The organism is Chromobacterium sp. LK1 (assembly GCF_001043555.1).
Lineage (GTDB): Bacteria > Pseudomonadota > Gammaproteobacteria > Burkholderiales > Chromobacteriaceae > Chromobacterium > Chromobacterium aquaticum.
In genome coordinates, this window is record NZ_LDUI01000030.1 from 101231 (window position 1) to 120933 (window position 19703).

15 protein-coding genes are annotated in these 19703 nt (G+C 63.8%); 10 read left to right on the plus strand and 5 right to left on the minus strand.

Going from position 1 to position 19703, the window contains the following annotated elements; genetic code table 11:
* Positions 1-30: 30 nt before the first annotated feature.
* On the plus strand, positions 31-1278 hold the full coding sequence (locus VI26_RS13530; RefSeq protein ID WP_369799208.1) for a chitinase: 1248 nt from the start codon (positions 31-33) through the stop codon (positions 1276-1278).
* 62 nt (positions 1279-1340) lie between these two features.
* On the opposite strand, the gene VI26_RS13535 is transcribed toward VI26_RS13530, so the two are convergent.
* Positions 1341-2069: a peptidylprolyl isomerase gene (locus VI26_RS13535; RefSeq protein WP_048410272.1), complete on the minus strand. Its 729-nt coding sequence runs from the start codon at positions 2067-2069 to the stop codon at positions 1341-1343.
* Between the two features lie 1037 nt (positions 2070-3106).
* Between VI26_RS13535 and VI26_RS13540 the strand changes: the two genes are divergently transcribed.
* Positions 3107-3532 (plus strand): thioesterase family protein, encoded by a 426-nt coding sequence (locus VI26_RS13540; RefSeq protein ID WP_048410273.1) that lies wholly within the window; start codon positions 3107-3109, stop codon positions 3530-3532.
* Positions 3533-3542: 10 nt separating this feature from the next.
* Here VI26_RS13540 and mnmC read toward each other — a convergent pair whose 3' ends face one another.
* Together mnmC and mnmH are read right to left on the minus strand one after the other, a co-directional pair.
* Positions 3543-5528: a bifunctional tRNA (5-methylaminomethyl-2-thiouridine)(34)-methyltransferase MnmD/FAD-dependent 5-carboxymethylaminomethyl-2-thiouridine(34) oxidoreductase MnmC gene (mnmC, locus tag VI26_RS13545; RefSeq protein WP_048410274.1), complete on the minus strand. Its 1986-nt coding sequence runs from the start codon at positions 5526-5528 to the stop codon at positions 3543-3545.
* Positions 5529-5631: 103 nt separating this feature from the next.
* Positions 5632-6669: a tRNA 2-selenouridine(34) synthase MnmH gene (gene mnmH / locus VI26_RS13550; protein WP_048410275.1), complete on the minus strand. Its 1038-nt coding sequence runs from the start codon at positions 6667-6669 to the stop codon at positions 5632-5634.
* 20 nt (positions 6670-6689) lie between these two features.
* On the opposite strand from mnmH, the gene selD reads away from it, so the two are divergent.
* From selD to clpB, 3 genes are all read left to right on the plus strand, one after another.
* The gene (gene selD, locus VI26_RS13555; RefSeq protein WP_048410276.1) at positions 6690-7730 is read left to right on the plus strand and encodes a selenide, water dikinase SelD; all 1041 of its coding nucleotides are present in this window, start codon (positions 6690-6692) and stop codon (positions 7728-7730) included.
* Between the two features lie 9 nt (positions 7731-7739).
* A complete protein-coding gene (locus tag VI26_RS13560; protein ID WP_082151060.1) occupies positions 7740-8222 on the plus strand; it encodes a LexA family transcriptional regulator in 483 nt (160 codons plus the stop codon).
* Positions 8223-8325: 103 nt separating this feature from the next.
* Complete coding sequence (gene clpB, locus VI26_RS13565) at positions 8326-10905, plus strand: ATP-dependent chaperone ClpB (protein ID WP_048410277.1); 2580 nt, start codon at positions 8326-8328, stop codon at positions 10903-10905.
* 58 nt (positions 10906-10963) lie between these two features.
* Here the strand turns inward: clpB and VI26_RS13570 are convergent, their stop codons facing one another.
* Positions 10964-11530 (minus strand): DNA-3-methyladenine glycosylase I, encoded by a 567-nt coding sequence (locus VI26_RS13570; RefSeq protein WP_048410278.1) that lies wholly within the window; start codon positions 11528-11530, stop codon positions 10964-10966.
* Entirely contained in the window at positions 11530-11964 is a 435-nt protein-coding gene (gene fliW, locus VI26_RS13575) for a flagellar assembly protein FliW (RefSeq protein WP_048410279.1), read from the minus strand. The genes VI26_RS13570 and fliW overlap by 1 nt, the downstream gene beginning before the upstream one ends.
* Positions 11965-12340: 376 nt before the next feature.
* Between fliW and VI26_RS13580 the strand changes: the two genes are divergently transcribed.
* The 5 genes from VI26_RS13580 to VI26_RS13600 all read left to right on the plus strand — a co-directional run bounded on the left by VI26_RS13580 (position 12341) and on the right by VI26_RS13600 (position 19569).
* Entirely contained in the window at positions 12341-13528 is a 1188-nt protein-coding gene (locus VI26_RS13580) for an EAL domain-containing protein (RefSeq protein ID WP_197081461.1), read from the plus strand.
* A gap of 23 nt (positions 13529-13551) precedes the next feature.
* Positions 13552-14253, plus strand: a complete 702-nt coding sequence (locus tag VI26_RS13585) for a response regulator (protein ID WP_231581025.1) — start codon at positions 13552-13554, stop codon at positions 14251-14253.
* A gap of 11 nt (positions 14254-14264) precedes the next feature.
* Positions 14265-18116: an ATP-binding protein gene (locus VI26_RS13590; protein ID WP_053074415.1), complete on the plus strand. Its 3852-nt coding sequence runs from the start codon at positions 14265-14267 to the stop codon at positions 18114-18116.
* Between the two features lie 386 nt (positions 18117-18502).
* Positions 18503-19321 (plus strand): ferritin-like domain-containing protein, encoded by an 819-nt coding sequence (locus VI26_RS13595; protein ID WP_048410282.1) that lies wholly within the window; start codon positions 18503-18505, stop codon positions 19319-19321.
* Positions 19322-19353: 32 nt separating this feature from the next.
* On the plus strand, positions 19354-19569 hold the full coding sequence (locus VI26_RS13600; protein ID WP_048410283.1) for a hypothetical protein: 216 nt from the start codon (positions 19354-19356) through the stop codon (positions 19567-19569).
* Positions 19570-19703: the final 134 nt, after the last annotated feature.

Here is a 19703-nt window from a genome sequence, read left to right on the forward strand (position 1 = left end):
CGCCGCCGCGAATCCAAAGGAGGATGCTGCATGCTCATGAATTGGAAAACCATGCTGTTGGCGCCCGTGTGCGCGCTGGCCCTGGGTGCTGGACCGGCCAGCGCCGCGGCGTGCCCGGACTGGCGGGAAGGCGCAACTTATCAGACGGGCGATGTGGTGGCCTATGCCGCGGCCAATTACACCGCGCGCGCCGCCCATACCGCCTATGTCGGCGCCAATTGGAACCCGCCGGCCACGCCCACGCTGTGGCAGGCCGGAGGGAGCTGCGGCGCGCCTCCGACGCCGGGGCCGGATCCTACGCCGCCGCAGCCGGGCCCGTCCGCTCCGTTCGCCAAGCACGCCTTGGTGGGCTACTGGCATAACTTCACCAATCCCAGCGGCGATACGTATCCGCTCAGCCAGGTCAGCGATGACTGGGATGTGATCGTCGTCGCATTCGCCGACGACGCCGGCAATGGCAATCTCAGCTTCACCTTGGACCCCAAGGCCGGTTCCGAGGCGCAATTCATTCAAGACATCCGCGCCAAGCAGGCCAAGGGCAAGAAAGTGGTGCTGTCGCTGGGCGGGCAGAATGGCTCGGTCACCCTGAATTCGCCGGCACAGACGCAGAATTTCGTCAACAGCCTCTACGCCATCATTGCCAAGTACGGTTTCGACGGCATAGATCTGGACCTGGAAAGCGGAGTCTCGCAGGGCGCGCCCATCATCGGCAACCTGATCAGCGGGGTGCGGCAGCTCAAGGCCAAGCTGGGGGCCGGCTTTTACTTGTCGATGGCGCCGGAGCATCCCTATGTCCAGGGCGGCTATGTCGCCTACGGCAGCATCTGGGGCGCCTATCTGCCCATCATCGACGCGCTGCGCGAGGATTTGAACGTGATCCATGTGCAGTACTACAACAATGGCGGCTTGAACACGCCGTATTCCACCGCCGCGCTGGCGGAAGGCAGCGTGGACATGCTGGTGGGCGGCAGCAAGATGCTGATCGAGGGCTTCCCGCTGGCTTATGGCGCTTCCGGCAGCTTCAAGGGCTTGCGGCCGGACCAGGTGGCCTTCGGCGTGCCTTCCGGCCGCAGTTCCGCCAATTCCGGCTTTGTCAGCGCCGATACCGTGATCAAGTCGCTGGATTGCCTGATGGCAATGAAAAACTGCGGCGGCGTCAAGCCGAGCCAGGCCTATCCCAGCTTGCGCGGCGTGATGAGCTGGTCCATCAACTGGGACCGCAAGGATGGCTTCCCATTCTCGCGGCCGGTGGGCGCGTCACTTCGCGGCCGTAACTGAAGCGCGCAAAAAAAACCGAGGCGCGTCTGCGCCTCGGTTTTTCGATGAGCTTGAATCGTGGCTTAGAGCGCCGGCATCTCATAGCCTTCGATCTGGGCGGCGGCGACCAGCTGACCCAGATAGGCCTGCATCGCCTTGTTGCCGGCCATATCGTTCAGGTACTGCTGCAGGCGGTCCTTGATCTCTTCAAAGCTCACCTTGCCGCCTTCGTGACGTTCCTGCACCTGGATGATGTGGTAGCCGAACTGGGTCTGCACCAGCTGCGGCGCGATTTCACCGGCGGCGGTGCTGAACACCGCTTGTTCGAATTCCGCCACCATCTGGCCGCGGCCAAACTGGCCCAGGCTGCCGCCTTGCTGGCCGGACGGGCAGGTGGAATGCTCGCGCGCCAGGTCGGCGAAGCGGGCCGGGTTGGCCTTGACTTCGTCCAGCACGCCTTCGGCCTTGGCCTTGGCCAAGCTGCCGGCCAGGCCTTCGCCCAGCGGGAACAGAATGTGGCTGGCAACGGCGGATTCGCCGCTGCTGAAGCGCTCGGGATACTGATTATAGAAGGCCAGGCAGGCGGCCTCGTCCACCGCGTCGACATGCAGCTCCCGCTCCAGCAGCGCGCCGATGGCTGCGCCTTGGTCAGCGGTGTCGATGCCGAGGGACTGGGCTTTTTGCAGCAGCAGTTCGCGCAGGATCAATTCCTGAGCGGCGGCATCGCGCGGTTTGGGCGCGTCGGCGTAGTGGGCTTGTTCTGCCTGCACCATGTCTTCGGTGATTTCAATGCCGTTGACTCGAATGGTCATGGAGGTTTCCTGTGGTGATCTGTGAGGGCCGCCGCCGCTTGCGGCATGGCGGGAAGTTTGCGATTAGAAAAGCGTTGGCGGCGCTTGTCAAGAAAGGCCGCGCCGGCGCAAGGCGGGGTAGCGTGCCGATCTTGGCTGAAATCTATGGAATTTTAAGAATAATCTTATATTTGTCCGCCGACTGAATCGTTAGTATACGAGTCATACAGCTTTGGAGCCTACAGGGAGATCACGCTGGCGCTACGCATTACTGTGAAGTGTTTGGCCGCCTCTCCGTTGTTTCCGGCATCGAGTTGACGTAGTTCGTCCTTCTCTATTTTTGTCGTGCCAAGCCCAGGCTTGGAGTTGGTGAATTGAAATCCCCGTTTGGGCCGCCTTTGCGCGGCCTCTTTTTTTGTCCGCTCGGCGGCGGCATGGCCTGATGGTGCATGCCCGAGCGGGCGCGGTAAGGGCTGGCGAGGCAGTGGATAAAAAAAGAGCCCCGGTTTAGGGGGCTCTGAATTGCACCTTCGCTCAGGTGATCGACGTGACTGCCGGCGGGCGTGTATCCACAACAAGCAGATGTTCGATCGTATCGAAACCGCCCTCGGGGGAGAGCGGATTCGATGGACGCAGTATGCGCCGGCCGACAGCGCTCAAATAGAGTGATTAGTTGGGGCTTATGTGACGGGCTGTGATGAAATCGAGGCGGGCTTAACACTTGCGCAATGAATTGGCCTTTGCGCAACAAACAGACAAAAAAAGAGCCCCGGATCGGGGCCCCAATTTGCACCTTCGCTCAGGAGACCGACGCGCCAGCCAGAAGGGGTAGGTAATTTCCAACAAAACAGGCGCGTCGATCCTGCCAGATACAGGACCCTTGGTCGGGGTCCCGGCTGCTGACGGAAACCAGTATGCCCATTCATTCCTAAGCGGGATATTTGGATTTGTTGTGTTTTATGTGACGCTATGTGACCCGAGACCGATTGGCCGTTATCATGTTGCGGTGCAAATGATATGAAGGCGGCCGGTGCGGCCGCACAGCCAAGGGAAACAGTGTGGACAAGCATTATCCGGTGATAGATACCCGCAGCATCGTGATGCGTTGGGGCGATATGGATGCCGTCGGGCATCTGAACAATACTTATTACTTCCGTTATCTGGAACAGATCCGGCTGGACTGGTTGGAAAGCCTGGGCCATGGCATAGATCCTTCCGGCTGCGGCCCGGTGCTGGCCGGCACCGCCTGCGTGTTTCGCAAGGAAATCACTTATCCCGCCACATTGGACATCACCATAGAGCTGGAAAAGCTGGGCCGCAGCAGCCTGAAGCTGCGCCATCATTTCTATCGGCGGGATGATCCCGGCGTGGTCTATGCCAGCGGCGAGGTGACGCTGGTGTGGGTGGATTACCAGGCCGGCAAGTCGGTATCGATTCCCGACGATATCCGCGCGGCGATTGACGCTGCGGCGCCTTCCGTCTGAGGAACTGGCGTCAGCCCCGCGGTGGCAGCTTGTTGCGCATCAGGTCGCGTATCAGGAAACGGCTGGGATGGGTGGCTTGCATCAGGCTGCGGGCCACCGGCGCCGGCTCATCCTCCAGCAGCGCCGCCAGCATTTCACCCGACAAGGGCGCGGTGATCATGCCGCGCGAGCCATGGGCGGTGTTGACGTACAAGCCGTCTATCCATGGCGCGGCGTCGTTCAATTGCAGCGTGGCGTCCTTGCTCAACGGCAGATAGGTGTCGATCAGGCTTTGCGCGTGGGCGACCGGGCCGACGATGGGCAGATAGTCAGGACTGGTGCAGCGCAGCGACGCGCGGCCGGACAAGGCTTTTTCCAGCAGGGCTTCTCCGCCCAAGGCCTTGTACAGGCAGGGCGCCAGCCCGGCCAGCATGTGCAGGTTTTCCTGGTGCTCGAACAGATTGACGCCCAGGTCCTCGGTATTGAACTTGAAGGTGGCGCCCAGGCAGTGCTCGCCGAAGCGCGCGGGCGAGATATAGCCTTCGCCGCATAATACGGTGCGCAGCGCCTCGCTTTGAGTGGTGGCGCGGGCGACGGTGACCTGGCCGCGGATTTTCTTCAGCGGCAGGTGCTGGGTGGCGTCGAAGGCGCCGGTTTCCGCCGCGCCGGCGAGGATGACCACCGAGCCTATCGCCACCGAGCCTTCGTCGCCGATGGCGACCCAGCTCTTGTCCAGCGGGTTGTAATCCAGTTCGACGATGGTGCGGCTGGTGCGGACCTGGATATTGGGATGTTCGACCAGCTTGCGCACCAGGGCCGGCGGATTGACCCAGCCGCCCTGCGGGAAGAACAGGCCGCCGTGCGGCAGTTCCACGCCGGCCAGTTCGCTGGCTTCTTGCGCGTCGACCCGCTTGAGGACATCGGGGCTGAAGCCGGCGCCGGCCAGGCCGTCGTGTCGTTCCGCTTCCGCCGCATCATGCGCCAGTTGCAGCACGCCGCAGCCGCGCCAATGAGCATCGTCTTCCGGCAACTGGGCGCGCAGCGTGCGCAGGCTGTAGCCGTATCCGGACAGGATCAGGCGGGTCAGCGGGGTGAAATGCGGGGACAGCTTGGCGTACAGCACGCCTTGCGGGTTGCCGGAGGCGCCGCGCGCCAGTTCCGGCAGGCGTTCCACCACGGTGATCTGCCAGCCGCGGCAGGCCAGGCTGTAAGCGCTGGCCGCGCCGGCGATGCCGCCGCCGATGACGATGGCGCTACGCTCGCCGTGGCGGCGCGCCGGGCGCGCGAACCACGGAGGCGACCAGCCGCCGTCGGGCAGTGTCTGCAGATGGCCGTGGCTCATCTCGCGCTTGTGGCCGAAGCCGGCTGTCTTGCTGACGGCGAAGCCGGCTTCGCTCAGACCGCGGCGCACGAAGCCGGCGCTGGTGAAGGTGGCGAAGGTGGCGCCGGGGGCGGATAACCGCGCCATGGTCTGGAACAGCTGCGGCTGCCACATGTCGGGGTTCTTGGAGGGGGCGAAGCCGTCCAGGAACCAGGCGTCGACGCGGGCGTCCACCTCGGGCAGCACCTCCAGCACATCGCCGATCAGCAAGGTCAGCGTGACGCGTCCCTGATTCAGCAGCAACCGGTGCCAACCTGGCGGCAGCGACTGGTATTGGGCCAGCAATTGCTGAGCCAGCCCGGCCAGCTGCGGCCACAGCGCCAATGCCTGGGCCAGGTCGCGTGGCGTCAGCGGGAATTTTTCCGCGCTGATGAAATGCAGCCTGGCGTCGGCCGGCGCCCGCTCCAGGAAGTGCTCCCAGGCGCATAGAAAGTTCAGACCGGTGCCGAATCCGGTTTCGGCGATGGTGAACTGGCCATGCGCCGGCAAGGCGGCGAAACGCTCCGCCAAGCGGTTGTGGCGCAGGAATACATGGCGGGTTTCGTCCAGCCCGGAGGCGCGGGAGAAATAGACATCGCCAAAGGCGAGGGAAACGGGTTGACCGTCTTGCCAGTCGAGTTGAGCGTGTGGGGTCATGCGCGCGGAGTCGGGGCGCGGCGCGGCGCCGCGGATGAATTAGGATGTCCTGATGATACCGCAGTTTTGCGCCGCTGATGAGCGCCGCCGCCGCGGCGCCCGTTCAGATTATGCGCGCAGCGGCCAGGTCCAGCCGTTCCGGCGCCAGGCTGTCCAGCATCAGTGGCGCGGTGGTGGCCAGTTGCGGATAGTGCTTGCCCAGCGAGCGGTAATACAGCGGGTCGTAATGCTTGGCCAGGAGCTCCGCCACCAGCGTGTCGAAGTGCCCGGCCCGGATCAACTGGTTCCAGGCCTCCAGCTGCTCGCCGGAATGCAGCCCTTTCAGGAAGCCGAGCTGGCGCATCAGCGCTTCCGGGTCTTGCAGATAGAAGTCATAGTCCTCCAGCAGGAAGCGCACGCGCTCCGCCAGCGGCACCTCCAGCAGCAGGCAATCGCCTTGGTGCATCTGGCGGTACAAGGCGTCCGGCAGGGAGACGAAGCCGACTTTCTTGCTTTCCGATTCGATGAACACCGGGCGTTCCAGGTCCAGGCCGCGCATCTGCTGCAAGAGCAGGGTGTCGAACCACTTTTGCGGCGGCTGCGGCAGGTCCGGCAGCCGGCCCAGCACCGAGCCGCGGTGATTGGCCAGACCTTCCAGGTCCAGCACTTGATGGCCGGCGCGCGCCAGCGCCTGCAGCAAGCGGCTCTTGCCGGAGCCGGTGGGGCCGCAGATCACGCGCAGCTTGAGCTGGCCCGGCAGTTCGTCCAGCCATTGCAGCGCCTGGCGGCGGTAGGCTTTATAGCCGCCCTCCAGTTGATGGGCGGGCCAGCCGATCTGGGCGAAGATCAGCGCCATCGAACCGGAACGCTGGCCGCCGCGCCAGCAGCAAATCAGCGGCCGCCAGGATTTGGGACGGTCGGCGAAGCGCTCCTCGATATGGCGGGCGATATTCTTGGCCGCCAGCGCGGCGCCGACCTTGCGCGCTTCGAACGGGGACACCTGTTTGTACAGGGTGCCAACGCGGATGCGCTCCTCATCGTCCAGAACCGGACAGTTTATGGCGCCGGGGATATGATCTTCGGCAAATTCTGCCGGGGAGCGCACGTCGATGATCTCGTCAAACTGCCCCAGCTGTGATACGTTCGCGACCTTGAAAAGCATAAATATGGCGGAGTCCGCAAATGGCTGATATCAAATTGACGCAATTGTCTCACGGCGGCGGTTGCGGCTGCAAAATCGCGCCTTCGGTACTGGAATCCATTCTGTCGACGGCCAAGGAAAAGATGGCCTTCCCCAATCTGCTGGTGGGCGCGGAAACCAGCGATGACGCGGCTGTGTATCAATTGAACGCCTCCCAGGCCATTGTGGCGACGACGGATTTCTTCATGCCCATCGTCGACGATGCCCGCGACTTCGGCCGCATCGCCGCCACCAATGCGCTTTCGGACATTTATGCGATGGGCGCGACGCCCATCATGGCGCTGGCCATCGTTGGCATGCCGGTGAACCTGCTGCCGGTGGAAACCATACGCGCGATCCTCGATGGCGGCGAATCGGTGTGCCACGCGGCAGGCATTCCGCTCGCCGGCGGCCATTCCATCGATTCCCCCGAACCCATCTATGGCCTGGTGGCGCTGGGCGTGGTGCATCCGGACCAGCTCAAGCGCAATAGCGAGGCGCGCGACGGCGATGTGCTGATCCTGGGCAAGGGCCTGGGCGTCGGCATCCTGGCGCAGGCGATGAAAAAAGGCGTGCTCGGCGACGACGGCTACCAGGCCTTGATCGCCTCCACCACCAAGCTGAACACGGTGGGCGCCGAACTGGCGGCGATGGACGGGGTGCACGCCCTGACCGACGTGACCGGTTTCGGCCTGCTTGGCCATGCGCTGGAAGTGTGCAAGGGCGCGGGCCTGGCCGCGCACATCGATATGCAGCAGGTGCCGGTGATCGCCGAGGCCAGATCGTTTGCCGAGCAGGGCTATGGACCGGGCGCGATCGAGCGCAACTTGGCCAGCTTCGGCGCGCACGTGGACTTCGGCGCCGGGCTGCCGGAATGGCAGTTGCGCCTGCTGGCGGATCCGCAGACCAGCGGCGGCTTGCTGGCGGCGGTGGCGCCGGAGCAGGCAGACGAAGTCTTGGCGCGTTTCCGTGAGGCCGGCTTCGATTATGCGGCCAAGATCGGCCGTCTGGCCGCCGGCGATGCCCGCATCGTCGTGCGCTGAGCCGCGGGCATGAAGGAACTGAAGCTGGCGGCCCGCGACCGGCCGTTGGCGCAACTAGCGCGGCTGGCGCCCGGGCGCGTGGGCGGCGCGCGCCGTTCCGGCGCCGTCGGCGCCAACATCCAGTGGTTTGACGGCAGCGTGGCGGCGGGCTTCCCGTCGCCGGCCGACGATTATCTCGAGCAACCGCTCAATCTCAACGATTTCCTGATCCAGCACCCGGACACCAGCTTTTTCGTCCGCGTCGCCGGCGACGCGATGAGCGGGGCCGGCATTTTCGATGGCGATCTGCTGATCGTCGACCGCCTGCTGACGCCGCGCCACAACGATGTGGTGATCGCGGCGCGCGGCGAGGAATTCCTGGTTCGCCGGCTGCACTTGAGCCCGGAGCGGGCCTGCCTGCGCGCCGCCCAGCCTGGCTTTGCCGATCTGCCGGTCGCGGACGGCGCGGAAATCTGGGGCGTGGTCAGCTCGGTGGTGCGCTCGCTGCGCTGAGCGACCGGCCACGGCCGCGCGGCGTCGCTGCGCGGTCCTTGGACTTGAAAAGCAACTGGTCATGCCCAGATAGAGCTTATCAACGTTCCGAAGGAGCCACTCCATGCGATTCGACAAGCTGACCACCAAGTTCCAGCAGGCGCTGGGGGATGCCCAGAGCCTGGCCCTGTCCCACGATCACGGTTATATCGAGCCACAGCATCTGCTGCTGGCGATGCTGGATGACGCCGACAGCGGCATCGGCGGCCTGCTGGCGCGCGCCGGCGTCAATGTGCCCGCGCTCAAGGCCGGGCTGAACCAGTCGCTGCAACGGCTGCCGCGAGTGCAGGGCACTGGCGGCGAGATCACCGTGTCGCGCGAGTTGGCCAATTTATTGAACCTGAGCGACAAGGCGGCGATGAAGCTGGGCGATGAATACATCGCCAGCGAGCTGTTCCTGTCCGCGCTGAGCCAGGACAAGGGCGAAGCCGCGCGCTTGCTGAAGGAACACGGCGGCCAGCCGGCGGCGATCGAAGCCGCCATCGCCGCGGTGCGCGGCGGAGCCAGCGTGTCCAGCCAGGATGCGGAAAGCCAGCGCGAAGCCCTGAAGAAATACACCCAGGACCTGACCGAGCGCGCGCGCTTGGGCAAGCTGGATCCGGTGATCGGCCGCGACGACGAAATCCGCCGCGCCATCCAGGTGTTGCAGCGGCGCACCAAGAACAACCCGGTGCTGATCGGCGAGCCCGGCGTCGGCAAGACCGCCATCGTCGAGGGCCTGGCGCAGCGCATCATCAACGGCGAAGTGCCGGAAAGCCTGAAGAACAAGCGCCTGCTGGTGCTGGATCTGGCGGCGCTGATCGCCGGCGCCAAATTCCGCGGCGAATTTGAAGAGCGGCTGAAGGCGGTGCTGAACGATCTGGCCAAGGACGACGGCCAGACCCTGATCTTCATCGATGAGATCCACACCCTGGTGGGTGCCGGCAAGGCCGAGGGCGCGATGGACGCCGGTAATATGCTGAAGCCGGCGCTGGCGCGCGGCGAGCTGCACTGCATCGGCGCCACCACGCTGGACGAATACCGCAAATATATCGAAAAGGACGCGGCACTGGAGCGCCGCTTCCAGAAGGTGCTGGTGGGCGAACCCTCGGTGGAGGACACCATCGCCATCCTGCGCGGCCTGCAGGAAAAGTACGAGATCCATCATGGCGTCGACATCACCGACCCGGCCATCGTCGCCGCGGCCGAGCTGTCGCAGCGTTATATCACCGACCGCTTCCTGCCGGACAAGGCCATCGACCTGATAGACGAGGCCGCCAGCCGCATCAAGATGGAGCTGGATTCCAAGCCAGAGGCGATGGACAAGCTGGACCGCAGGCTGATCCAATTGAAGATCGAGCGCGAAGCGGTGAACAAGGAAAGCGACGAGGCCTCGCAAAAGCGGCTGAAGCTGATCGAGGACGAGATCGCCGAGCTGTCGCGCGAATACGCTGACCTGGATGAAATCTGGAAGGCGGAGAAGGCGGCGCAGCAGGGCTCGCAAAGCATCAAGGAGGAAATCGAGCGCCTCAAGCTGGACATGGAGGACTTGAAGCGCAAGGGCGATTGGCAGAAGCTGGCGGAACTGCAATACGGCAAGCTGCCACAGCTGGAAGCGCGGCTGCAGGACGCGGAAGCGGCAGGCGCTGGGGAGCAGGCCAAGCCCAACCGCCTGCTGCGCACCCAGGTGGGCGCGGAGGAGATCGCGGAAGTGGTCAGCCGCGCCACCGGCATTCCGGTGTCCAAGATGCTGGAAGGCGAGCGCGACAAGCTGTTGCGCATGGAGGAGGTGCTGCATCAGCGCGTGGTGGGGCAGGACGAGGCGGTCAGCGCGGTGGCCGACGCCATCCGTCGCTCCCGCTCCGGCCTGGCCGACCCCAACAAGCCCTACGGCTCCTTCCTGTTCCTGGGGCCGACCGGGGTGGGCAAGACCGAGCTGTGCAAGGCCTTGGCCGGCTTCATGTTCGATAGTGAAGATCATCTGATCCGCATCGATATGTCCGAGTATATGGAGAAGCATTCGGTGGCCAGGCTGATCGGCGCGCCGCCGGGCTATGTCGGTTACGAGGAGGGCGGCTATCTGACCGAACAGGTTCGCCGCAAACCGTATAGCGTGATCCTGCTGGACGAGGTGGAAAAAGCGCATCCGGACGTGTTCAACATCCTGCTGCAGGTGTTGGACGATGGCCGGCTGACCGATGGCCAGGGCCGTACCGTGGACTTCAAGAACACGGTGGTGGTGATGACGTCCAATATCGGCAGCCAGCAGATCCAGACCATGGATACCGACGATTACCAGGTGATCAAGCTGGCGGTGATGGTGGAAGTGAAAACCCAGTTTCGGCCGGAGTTCATCAACCGCATCGACGAGGTGGTGGTGTTCCACGGCCTGGGCGAGCAGCAGATCAAATCCATCGCCCGCATCCAGCTCAAGAGTCTGGAAGGCCGGCTGGCCAAGCTGGATCTGGATCTGCAGGTCAGCGAGGAAGCGTTGGCGCTCTTGTCCGAAGTCGGCTTCGACCCGGTCTACGGCGCGCGGCCGCTGAAACGGGCGATCCAGAGCGAGTTGGAAAACCCGCTGGCCAAGGCTATCCTGGCCGGCAAATACCCACCGAAATCCACCATCCTGGTGGAAGCGCGGGACGGCCATCTGAGCTTTGCCTGAGCGCAGGTCCGCCGCTAAAAAAGCCCGGGATTCCGGGCTTTTTTAGCATCTGGAGGGTTCAGCCGCGATCGGGGCAGAGGAAGCAGTCCGACATGTGGTCGTTGACCACGCCGCAGGCTTGCAGATAAGCGTAGATCACCGTGCTGCCGACGAAGTTCATGCCGGCTTTCTTCAGTGCCTTGCTGACGCGGTCGGACAGTTCGGTGCTGGCGGGCACCCGCTCGTCGTCGTGGCGGCGCAGTAGCGGCCGGCCGTCCACATGCGCCCACAGCCAGCCGGCGAAGCTGCCGTGTTGCCGCTGCATCTGCAGGAACACCTTGGCGTTGCGGATGGCGCTCCGGATCTTCAAACGGTTGCGCACAATGCCGGCATCCTGCATCAGCCGCTCCACGTCGTTCTCGTCCATCGCCGCGACCTTGACCGGATCGAAGCCGTGGAAGGCGCGGCGGTAGCCCTCGCGCTTGCGCAAGATGGTGATCCAGGACAGGCCGGCCTGGGCGCCCTCCAGGATCAGCATCTCGAACAGCTTGCTATCGTCGCGCTCCGGCCGTCCCCATTCCTGGTCGTGATAAGCGACGTAGAGCGGGTCGTCGCCGCACCAGGCGCAGCGGGCGGGCGCCGGCATCAGCGGTTATGCAGCAGGATGTCGCACTGCAGCCCCACTTTTTGCAGGCCGACGCGGCTTTGCAGATTGATCACCAGCGGATTGCGGATATTGGCTTTCATCGATGGCAGCGCCGGGTGTTGTTCGTCGGCCTGATTGCTCAGCATCAGTAGGATGGCGACATCCTGAGGCTGTTGCAGGCGCAGTTCCGCCACTTCCGCGTCATCCAGTTCGATTTCGTAGCGGATGTCCAGCGCTTCCGGCGTGGCGATGCTGAAGATGATGCCGGGATCGTCCAGCGACTGCAGCCAGAACACCTGCGGCTGAGCCTGGGTCGCGTTATGGAACAGCTTGAAGCGGGTGCAGCTCTCCAGCGCGGGAATGCCGTGCGGGAAAGTGATGATGGTGCTCTCGTCGATATCGACCTGGCCGAGCTGGCTAGACTGGAACAGCATGGCGTGCCTCCTGGCGTGACAATGCTCATATTATGCATGGCGGTAGCGCCAATTGCATAAAAGCCTGTGCAATGCCCATTGCGGGTCAGCTCTGCACGCAGAGCAAGGCCTCGGATTGTTTTTGATCGCTTGCCAACGCCGTTTTCTCCTCTGTTTTCGTCTTGTCTCGCTCCCGCGCGCAGGAGCGTGGACGCGCCCCAGGCTGCCGCGCCGCAGCATCGAATATCGCAAGCCGTGGTTGTGGCTGCGGGCATCAGCACCTAGTATCAATATTACTCGAATGTCGTATTTGGCTTGAGCCGCGGGCGGCCGTAACGGCCGCCGCGCGCATTGCGGGGAGGGTGATCCCATGGGCTTGCCGGCCAAGCGGTTTCTGGTGCTTGAAGATCAGCTGGTGTTGCGCAAGCTGATTTCCCGCCAGGCCAGTTTTTTCAGTCGTTACGAGGTGGCCATCGATGAGTTCAGCGACCCGGCCGAGGCGCTGCGCAGCATAGGAGAGAACCGCTATGACCTGATCGTCACCGATATCGGCATGCCGGGCATGAACGGCATAGACTTCATCAAACACGTGGCCTTGCTCGGCTATCGCTCCGCCTTGCTGATCATTTCCGGATATGACGGCAAAACGCTGAACACCATCAGCGAAATGGCCGGCAGCTTGGGCATAGGCAGCACCCGCTTTCTGTCCAAACCCTATTCGGCGGAAGCCTTTCTCGCCGCGCTCAACGGCATCTTCTCCGACCTTGAGCGCGCTTATCAGGTGCAGCAGCTGGAGGTGGAAAGCTTTTTCGCCGATATCTGCGCCGGCGAGTTCAAGCTGGAGCTGGAGCCGATATTGCGCTTGCCCGATTTGAGTCCGGTCGGTTTCGGCGTGGCGGCGCTGATCCGGCCGCAGGGACGGGTGGAGTGGGGCGCGGGCTTGTTCAATGTGCTGGCGCAGCGCAAGGGCGTGTCCGCGCTGGTGCTGGAAGAACTGGTGGCGCGCATGGCCAGACTGTGGTCCGGCTTGCGCCAGCAGGGCTTGGGCGAGGACTGCGGTTTCAATGCGCGCATCGACACCTCCTGTCTGGAAAGCGAGCATGTGTTCGACCACTGCCACGCCTTGCTGCAGCAGTTCGGCGCGCCGTCGCGGCTATTGGGCTTCGAGCTGGCCGACGGGCTGGGGCCGCAGTCGCCGGCGCTGGCGTTCGAGAATGTCGCCAAGATCAAATACCTGGGCTTCCGCTTGATCGCCGATGCCTTCGGCTCCGGTTCGCTGACCCAGAGCAATATGCTCAAGCTGCCCTTCGATCACGTCAACATTCCGCGGCAAACCCTGCAATGGATACGCGGCATGCTGGGCGCGGATCCGCAGGCATTGCGCTTTTTGCGCATTTACGGTTTGGCGCCGGGGGCGATCACCGCCAGCGGCATCGACGAGGAGGACAGCGTGGCGCTGGCTAAGGATCTGGGCTGTCCATGCGTGCGCGGCGCTTATGTGGCGCTGCCGCTGCGCGAGAACGAACTGAGCGATTATCTGCGGCAGAGCCGTCAGGCGGCGACGGCGGAGGGGAGCGCGGAATGAGTGCTGCGGTGGATTTTTCCCGAATGCGGATCTTGATCGTGGACGACCAGACCCTGGTGCGTTCGCTGATCAGCCAGGCCTTGCAGGCGATGGGCCTGCGCTCCGAATCCATTTTCCAGGCGGCGGACGGCACCGCGTCGATGCGCTTGCTCGACATCCGCATGGTGGACCTAGTGCTGTGCGATGTGCAGATGACACCGATGAACGGCATGGATTTGTTGAAAGAGCTGCGCTGCGGTCACACCATGAACCCATCCAATCTGCCTTTCGTGTTCCTGTCCGGCCACGCCGACCGCAGCAATGTGGTACTGGCCAGCCAACTGCACGCCGACGGTTTCGTGGTCAAGCCGCCGAAGCCGGCCGACGTGGAGAAGGCCATCGTGGCGGCGATGCAGCGCAAGCGGCCGGAAATCGACCCGTTCAGCTATTATGGCGTCGCCACCGGCAGCGAGTATGACCGCAAGGTCTTTGGCCGGCTGTTCGATGCGCCGGCGCTGCCCGAAGCGCCGCCTGGCACTGCGGTCAGCCTGCTGGCGGTCAAGGCGGGGTCGGTACTGGCCCAGGACCTGTGCAGCAAGCATGGCCATCTGCTACTGCCGCGCGGCGCGGCGATTTCCGCCAACCAGATCGCGGTGCTACGCGATTTCAGCGATCGTTACGGCGTGATGCGGCTCTTTGTCGAGGAAAGCCCCGAGACTGAAGCCGCGCCGTCGAACGAACATTGAGCCCCGCTTCGATGAAGCTGTCCAGGCCGCGCCAGGAACACACCAAGTCCATCCGTCGCGCGGTGATCCTGATCGTGCTGTTGCTGGGCGCGCTGCAGGCGGGCGCCATTCTGCGCCTGCTGAATGAGTCTTGGGACTCCTACCGCCAGGCCCGGCATGTGGCGGAGCTGAACCGCGACATCTCGGCGCTGTATCTGGCGCTCAACGCGGAAAATCTGGAGAGCAGTCAGCTGCGGCTGCTGTTGACCGCGAAAGTGCCGCCCACGCAGCAGCAGCAGGATGATTTGCGGCGTCTGGCCCGCGATACCGATGCCAAGTTCGTGGTGGCGCTGGCTTCCATGCCGGTTATCGCCGGTGTGGACGTCAGCAGTCAGAAGCGGCTGTCCAGTCTCGCCCATGATTTCAAAGTGCTGCGGGCCGAGTCCCTGGCCGTGTTGCGGCAGCGGGATTTTCAGAACGAGTCGATGAGCAATCTGCTGTACTTGGTCACATCGCGCTTGCGCAATGAAGCCGGAGGCATTCTGGCCGCGGACATGGCGCAGCTGGCCAGCCAGGCCGATCCCACCCTCAACAGCCTGATGATGATCAAGCAGAACCTGTGGTTGCTGGGCGGCCAACTGCGCGGCAACGCGGTGGCGCTGCTCATCCGTGAGCAGCTGGGGCACCGGATGAACCGCGACATCGAGGACGATCTGGCGTTCCGGCTCAGCTCCGCGATGGTGATGGTGGAGCAGATGCGGCCCATCATCCTGGCGGCGCACGACGATGAGCTGAAAGCGGCGTTCAATAATCTGGTGACACTGACCTTGAAGCTGCAATTGGTGGTCAAGCTGCAGCATGAGCAGATAGACGGCGTGCAGTCATTCAATCAGGCCACCGATTTCCATGCCAGCCTGGCGGAGTTGAGCACGGTCTTGCAAAACGCGTTCGGCATGGTGGAGCGGATGACGGCCGAGCGCATCGACGAAGGGCGCAGCGTCTTTCTGTTCCGCATGGTGCGCGATGGCCTGTTCGGCGCGCTGGCCTTGGGCCTGGTGCTGGTGCTGCTGCACTATATGGTGAGCCGCGTGCTGCGGCCGTTGTCCGCGTTGAAGCATATGCTGGACGCTTCCGGCGACGCGGTGCTGATCGTCAATCGCAATGGCCGCATCGAGATCGCCAACCCCGGGGCCGGCAAGATGTTCGGCTATCCGCAGGAAGTGCTGCACGGCATGTCGGCTTACAGCCTGCTGGAGGTGCCGGGCGGCGTCAGCCACTTGACGCAGGCCTTGGACGATCAGACCACGGTGGAGCTGACCGGGGAAGGGTTGCCGGCCAGTGGCGAGCGTTTCTATGTGCTCATTTCCCTCAGCCGGTTCAGCGACAGTCGCGACCACAGCTGGCGCATGCTGACGGTGCGCAATGAACAGCAGCGGCGTCAGGCGGAGACCTCGCTGGAGCGCAGTGTGGAGTTGCTGTCGGCGATCTCCGTGGTCGAAGGCATGCTGCTGGCGCGGGAGCCGCGCGACAAGGTGTTCGAAGCGCTGCACCGCGTGTTCTGCCAGCATGCCGGCGCCGAGCAATGCCTGCTGCTGGCCTGGTCGCCCTTGGATGGCGATGGTCAATCGCTGCAGCTGCAGGCTGGAGATTGGCCGCAGGAGCTGCCATCCTTGAGCGAGGTGGCGCAGGCGCCGGCTCCGCTCAGCTGGCTGTTCCAGCTGCTGAGCGAACGCTCGGCCTGGATCTCCCTGCCGGTGATGCTGGGCGGCGATGTCGCCGCCGCGGTGTGCCTGCTGCAACCGGATGTGTATCGGCTGGGCGTGGGCATGCAGCCGCTGCTCAGCGCCTACGCCAACATCCTGGGTTTTTATGATGAAGAGGCGCGGCGCAAGGTGTCGGAGGCGCAGCTGCGCGCGGTGCTGCAAGAGGAGGAGGCGGTGTTCGCCTCCTCGCCGGTGGGCTTGCTGCGCCTGAATGAACAGTTACAGGTGTCGCGCGCCAACCAAACCGCGGAACTGATCTTCGATGTCGGCGATTACGGCCTGGCCGGCATGCATTTGATGGAATTGATGGCGTCGGAACAAGGCTGGATCGAGCTGACCGAGCATCTGCAGCAGATGCGGCAGGGTACCCGCATCCACTGCGAACTGGAGTGCCTGGCCGGCGCGGGTCAGCCGATCTGGGTGCTGTTCGAGGGCCAGATGGTGGCCACCGAGGTGGTGGAAGGGGTGATGATACTGGCCTGTCTCGACATCACCGAGCGCAAGATGGCCGAGTTCGAATTGCGGCTGGCGCGCGACCAGGCCAATGCCGCCAACCGCGCCAAGAGCGCCTTCCTCGCCACCATGAGCCACGAGATCCGCACCCCGATGAATGGCGTGTTGGGCATGCTGGAATTGCTGAACATGACCCGGTTGGATGGCGAGCAGAGCGATGCGGTGGCGACGATACACGATTCCGCGCAAACCTTGCTGCGGCTGATAGACGACATCCTGGATTTTTCCAAGATCGAGGCCGACAAGCTGGAAATCGTCACCGCGCCGACCGCCTCACGCCCCTTCCTGGAAAGCATACGCAGCCTGTACCAGGAAAACGCCTACAAGAAAGGCCTGGATTTCCAGCTGGATGTGGACGAGCAACTGGCGCCGACGCTGGTGATGGACCCCTTGCGGGTGCGGCAGATCCTGCAGAACTTCATCAGCAACGCGATCAAGTTCACCGTGCATGGTGGCGTGGCGATACGGGTCAAGGTGCTCAGCTCGATGGCCAATTACCAATCGCTGAGCTTCGAAGTGGAAGACAGCGGCATCGGCATGTCCGAGGACAGCCTGTCGCGGTTGTTCCAGCCGTTCACCCAGGCGGATTCCGACACCACCCGGCGCTTTGGCGGCACCGGTCTGGGCCTCGCGATCTGCCGACGGCTGGCCGGCCTGATGGGCGGCCATGTGGAACTGGAAAGCCAGCTGGGCAAGGGCAGCTGCGCGCGGCTATTGCTGGAAGTGGAATGGCTGGACCAGGTGGTGGCGCCGGTCAGCCTGCCGCAGGTCCATGTGCCGGCGGAAATGCCGCGCGAGGAAGAGCCCGAGGCGATGAGTCTGTCCTCCTCGATGCGTGTGCTACCGATTCTGTTCGCCGAGGACAATCCCACCAATCGCAAGCTGACGCTGAAGCAGCTGGAAAAACTGGGTTATCCGGCGGAATGGGCCGAGGATGGCGACCGCGCGTTCGCAAAATGGCTGTCCGGCCGCTATTCGATGATCCTGACCGACTGCCACATGCCGGGCATCGACGGTTATCAGCTGGCGCGGCTGGTGCGCGCGCATGAGCGCGAGCATCCGGAACTGGGGCGCATTCCCATCGTCGCCTGCACCGCCAATGCCGCCAAAGAGGAACAGGACAAGACCCGAGAAGCCGGCATGGACGATTTCCTGACCAAGCCCTTGTCGATTTCGGCCTTGTCCGACGCCTTGCAGAAATGGGCGGTCAAGGACCCGCGCGCCACCGGCTCGGTGCCGCCGGAGCCGAGCGCGGCGCAGGACGGGCCGGTGGATCGCTCGGTGCTGCAGGTATACAGCAATGGCGATCTGCAAGTGGAGCTGGAGATTCTGCGCGATTTCCAGCAGGGCAATACCGAAGACGTCGCCGAATTGCGCCAGGCCATCGCCGCCGGCTCGAGCGACCGCATCAGCTTTGCCGCCCACCGGGTCAAGGGCGCCAGCCGCATGGTGGGCATCAATGCGCTGGGCATGGCTGCCGAAGCGCTGGAACAGGCCGGCAAGGCGCAATTGCTGGACCAGGTGGCCGCGTTGCTGCCGGCCTTCGACGCCGCGCTGGACGAGTTCGACGCCTGGATGGTCAGGCAGGATGAAACCCACTCCGTTTAAGAACCTGTTCACGATCTGCCGCGCGTCGGCGATACCGCGTTGAAACCGAGCTCAGTGCTTATGTGCCACGAGTACATTCTGCTTTTTCGCTCGCTTTCGCCTTGTCTCGCCTAAGAACCTGTTTACGATCTGCTGCGCGTCGGCGATACGGCGTTGAAAACAGCTTCGAAATGCTCATGTACCACACGTACATTCCGCTTTCTCAGCTGTTTTCGCCTTGTCTCGCTCTAGCTCGCGAGATCGTAAACAGGTTCTAAGCTCGCGAGATCGTAAACACGTTCCGAGGGATGGTTGAAACAGGGAATTGATCAGGCTCCGTTGGCTGGTTTGGCCCTAGGGCCAGGGGCGCTGCCGGGGGGCGCCGACATCGGCTAGAATGCCTGTCCATGAGCCTTTACCCGCAACTGGAAGCGGCGCTGTTGTGCCGCGACATCGAACGCAAGATGGAACTGGCCGTCGACGCGCTGCAGGGCTGGCGCGGCGGCGCCCTGACGCGCGCGGACGCGCCGCCGCCCTATGCCTTGCCCGAGGCCGGGCGTCCGCCGCGGCCGGAGCTGGTGCACCCGGCCAAGGTGCCCAAGCGCAGCCTGTCCACGCGCCAGGGCCACGCGGCGCTGATCCACGCCATCGCCCACATCGAATTCAACGCGGTCAATCTGGCATTGGACGCCGCCTGGCGTTTCCGCGAGATGCCGGACGCTTTTGTCAGCGATTGGCTGCAGGTGGCGGCGGAGGAGGCGCGCCATTTCGCCATGCTGCGGCGGAGGCTGCGGGCGTTGGACTGCGACTACGGGGACTTCCCCGCCCACAACGGCCTGTGGGCGATGAGCTGCAAGACCGATTACGACCCGCTGGCGCGCATGGCGCTGGTGCCGCGGGTGCTGGAAGCGCGCGGCCTGGACGTGACGCCGGGCATACAGCGGCGGCTGGCCGGCATCGGCGATCATGACACGGTGGCGGTGCTGGACATCATCCTGCGCGAGGAAGTGGGCCATGTGCGCATTGGCAACGCCTGGTTTGCCCGGCTGTGCCGCCAGCGCGGCCTGGAGCCGGAAACCTGTTTCCAGGAACTGCTGCGGCGTCACGATGTCCAGCTTTACCGCGGCGCGTATAATCTGGCCGCCCGTGAACGGGCGGGTTTTTCCACGCAGGAACTGGAAATACTGCGCGCCTTGAGCGAAGACGACACCGCCGCCGCCGGCTAGCATGCCAGCGGCCTTATCCGGAATCAGCAAACATGCTATTGAATTTGTTTAAAAAGATGCAAAAGCAGCGCCGCTTCGCCATGACGGTGCTGTTGCTCAGCACCCTGGTTTTCGCGCTCAGCTCGGCGCTGTGGCGCGGCCTGGACAGCGGCCCGGGGCCGCTGCTGGCCATTCTGTGTCCGCTGCTCATGCTGCTGGCGCTGATCGGCCAGTTCAGCGCGCTGCTGGCTTTGGCGAAAAGACCTTAAACCAGAAAAGGATTTTAAAACAGCGGCTTAATGTCGCGTTTGCGACTGCGCGCGCACTTGACTGGCATCGGCAGGCCGCGCATAATCGCCCCCGTATCAACGAGGGTCAGGGCTCCACATCGGGTGGAGCCTTT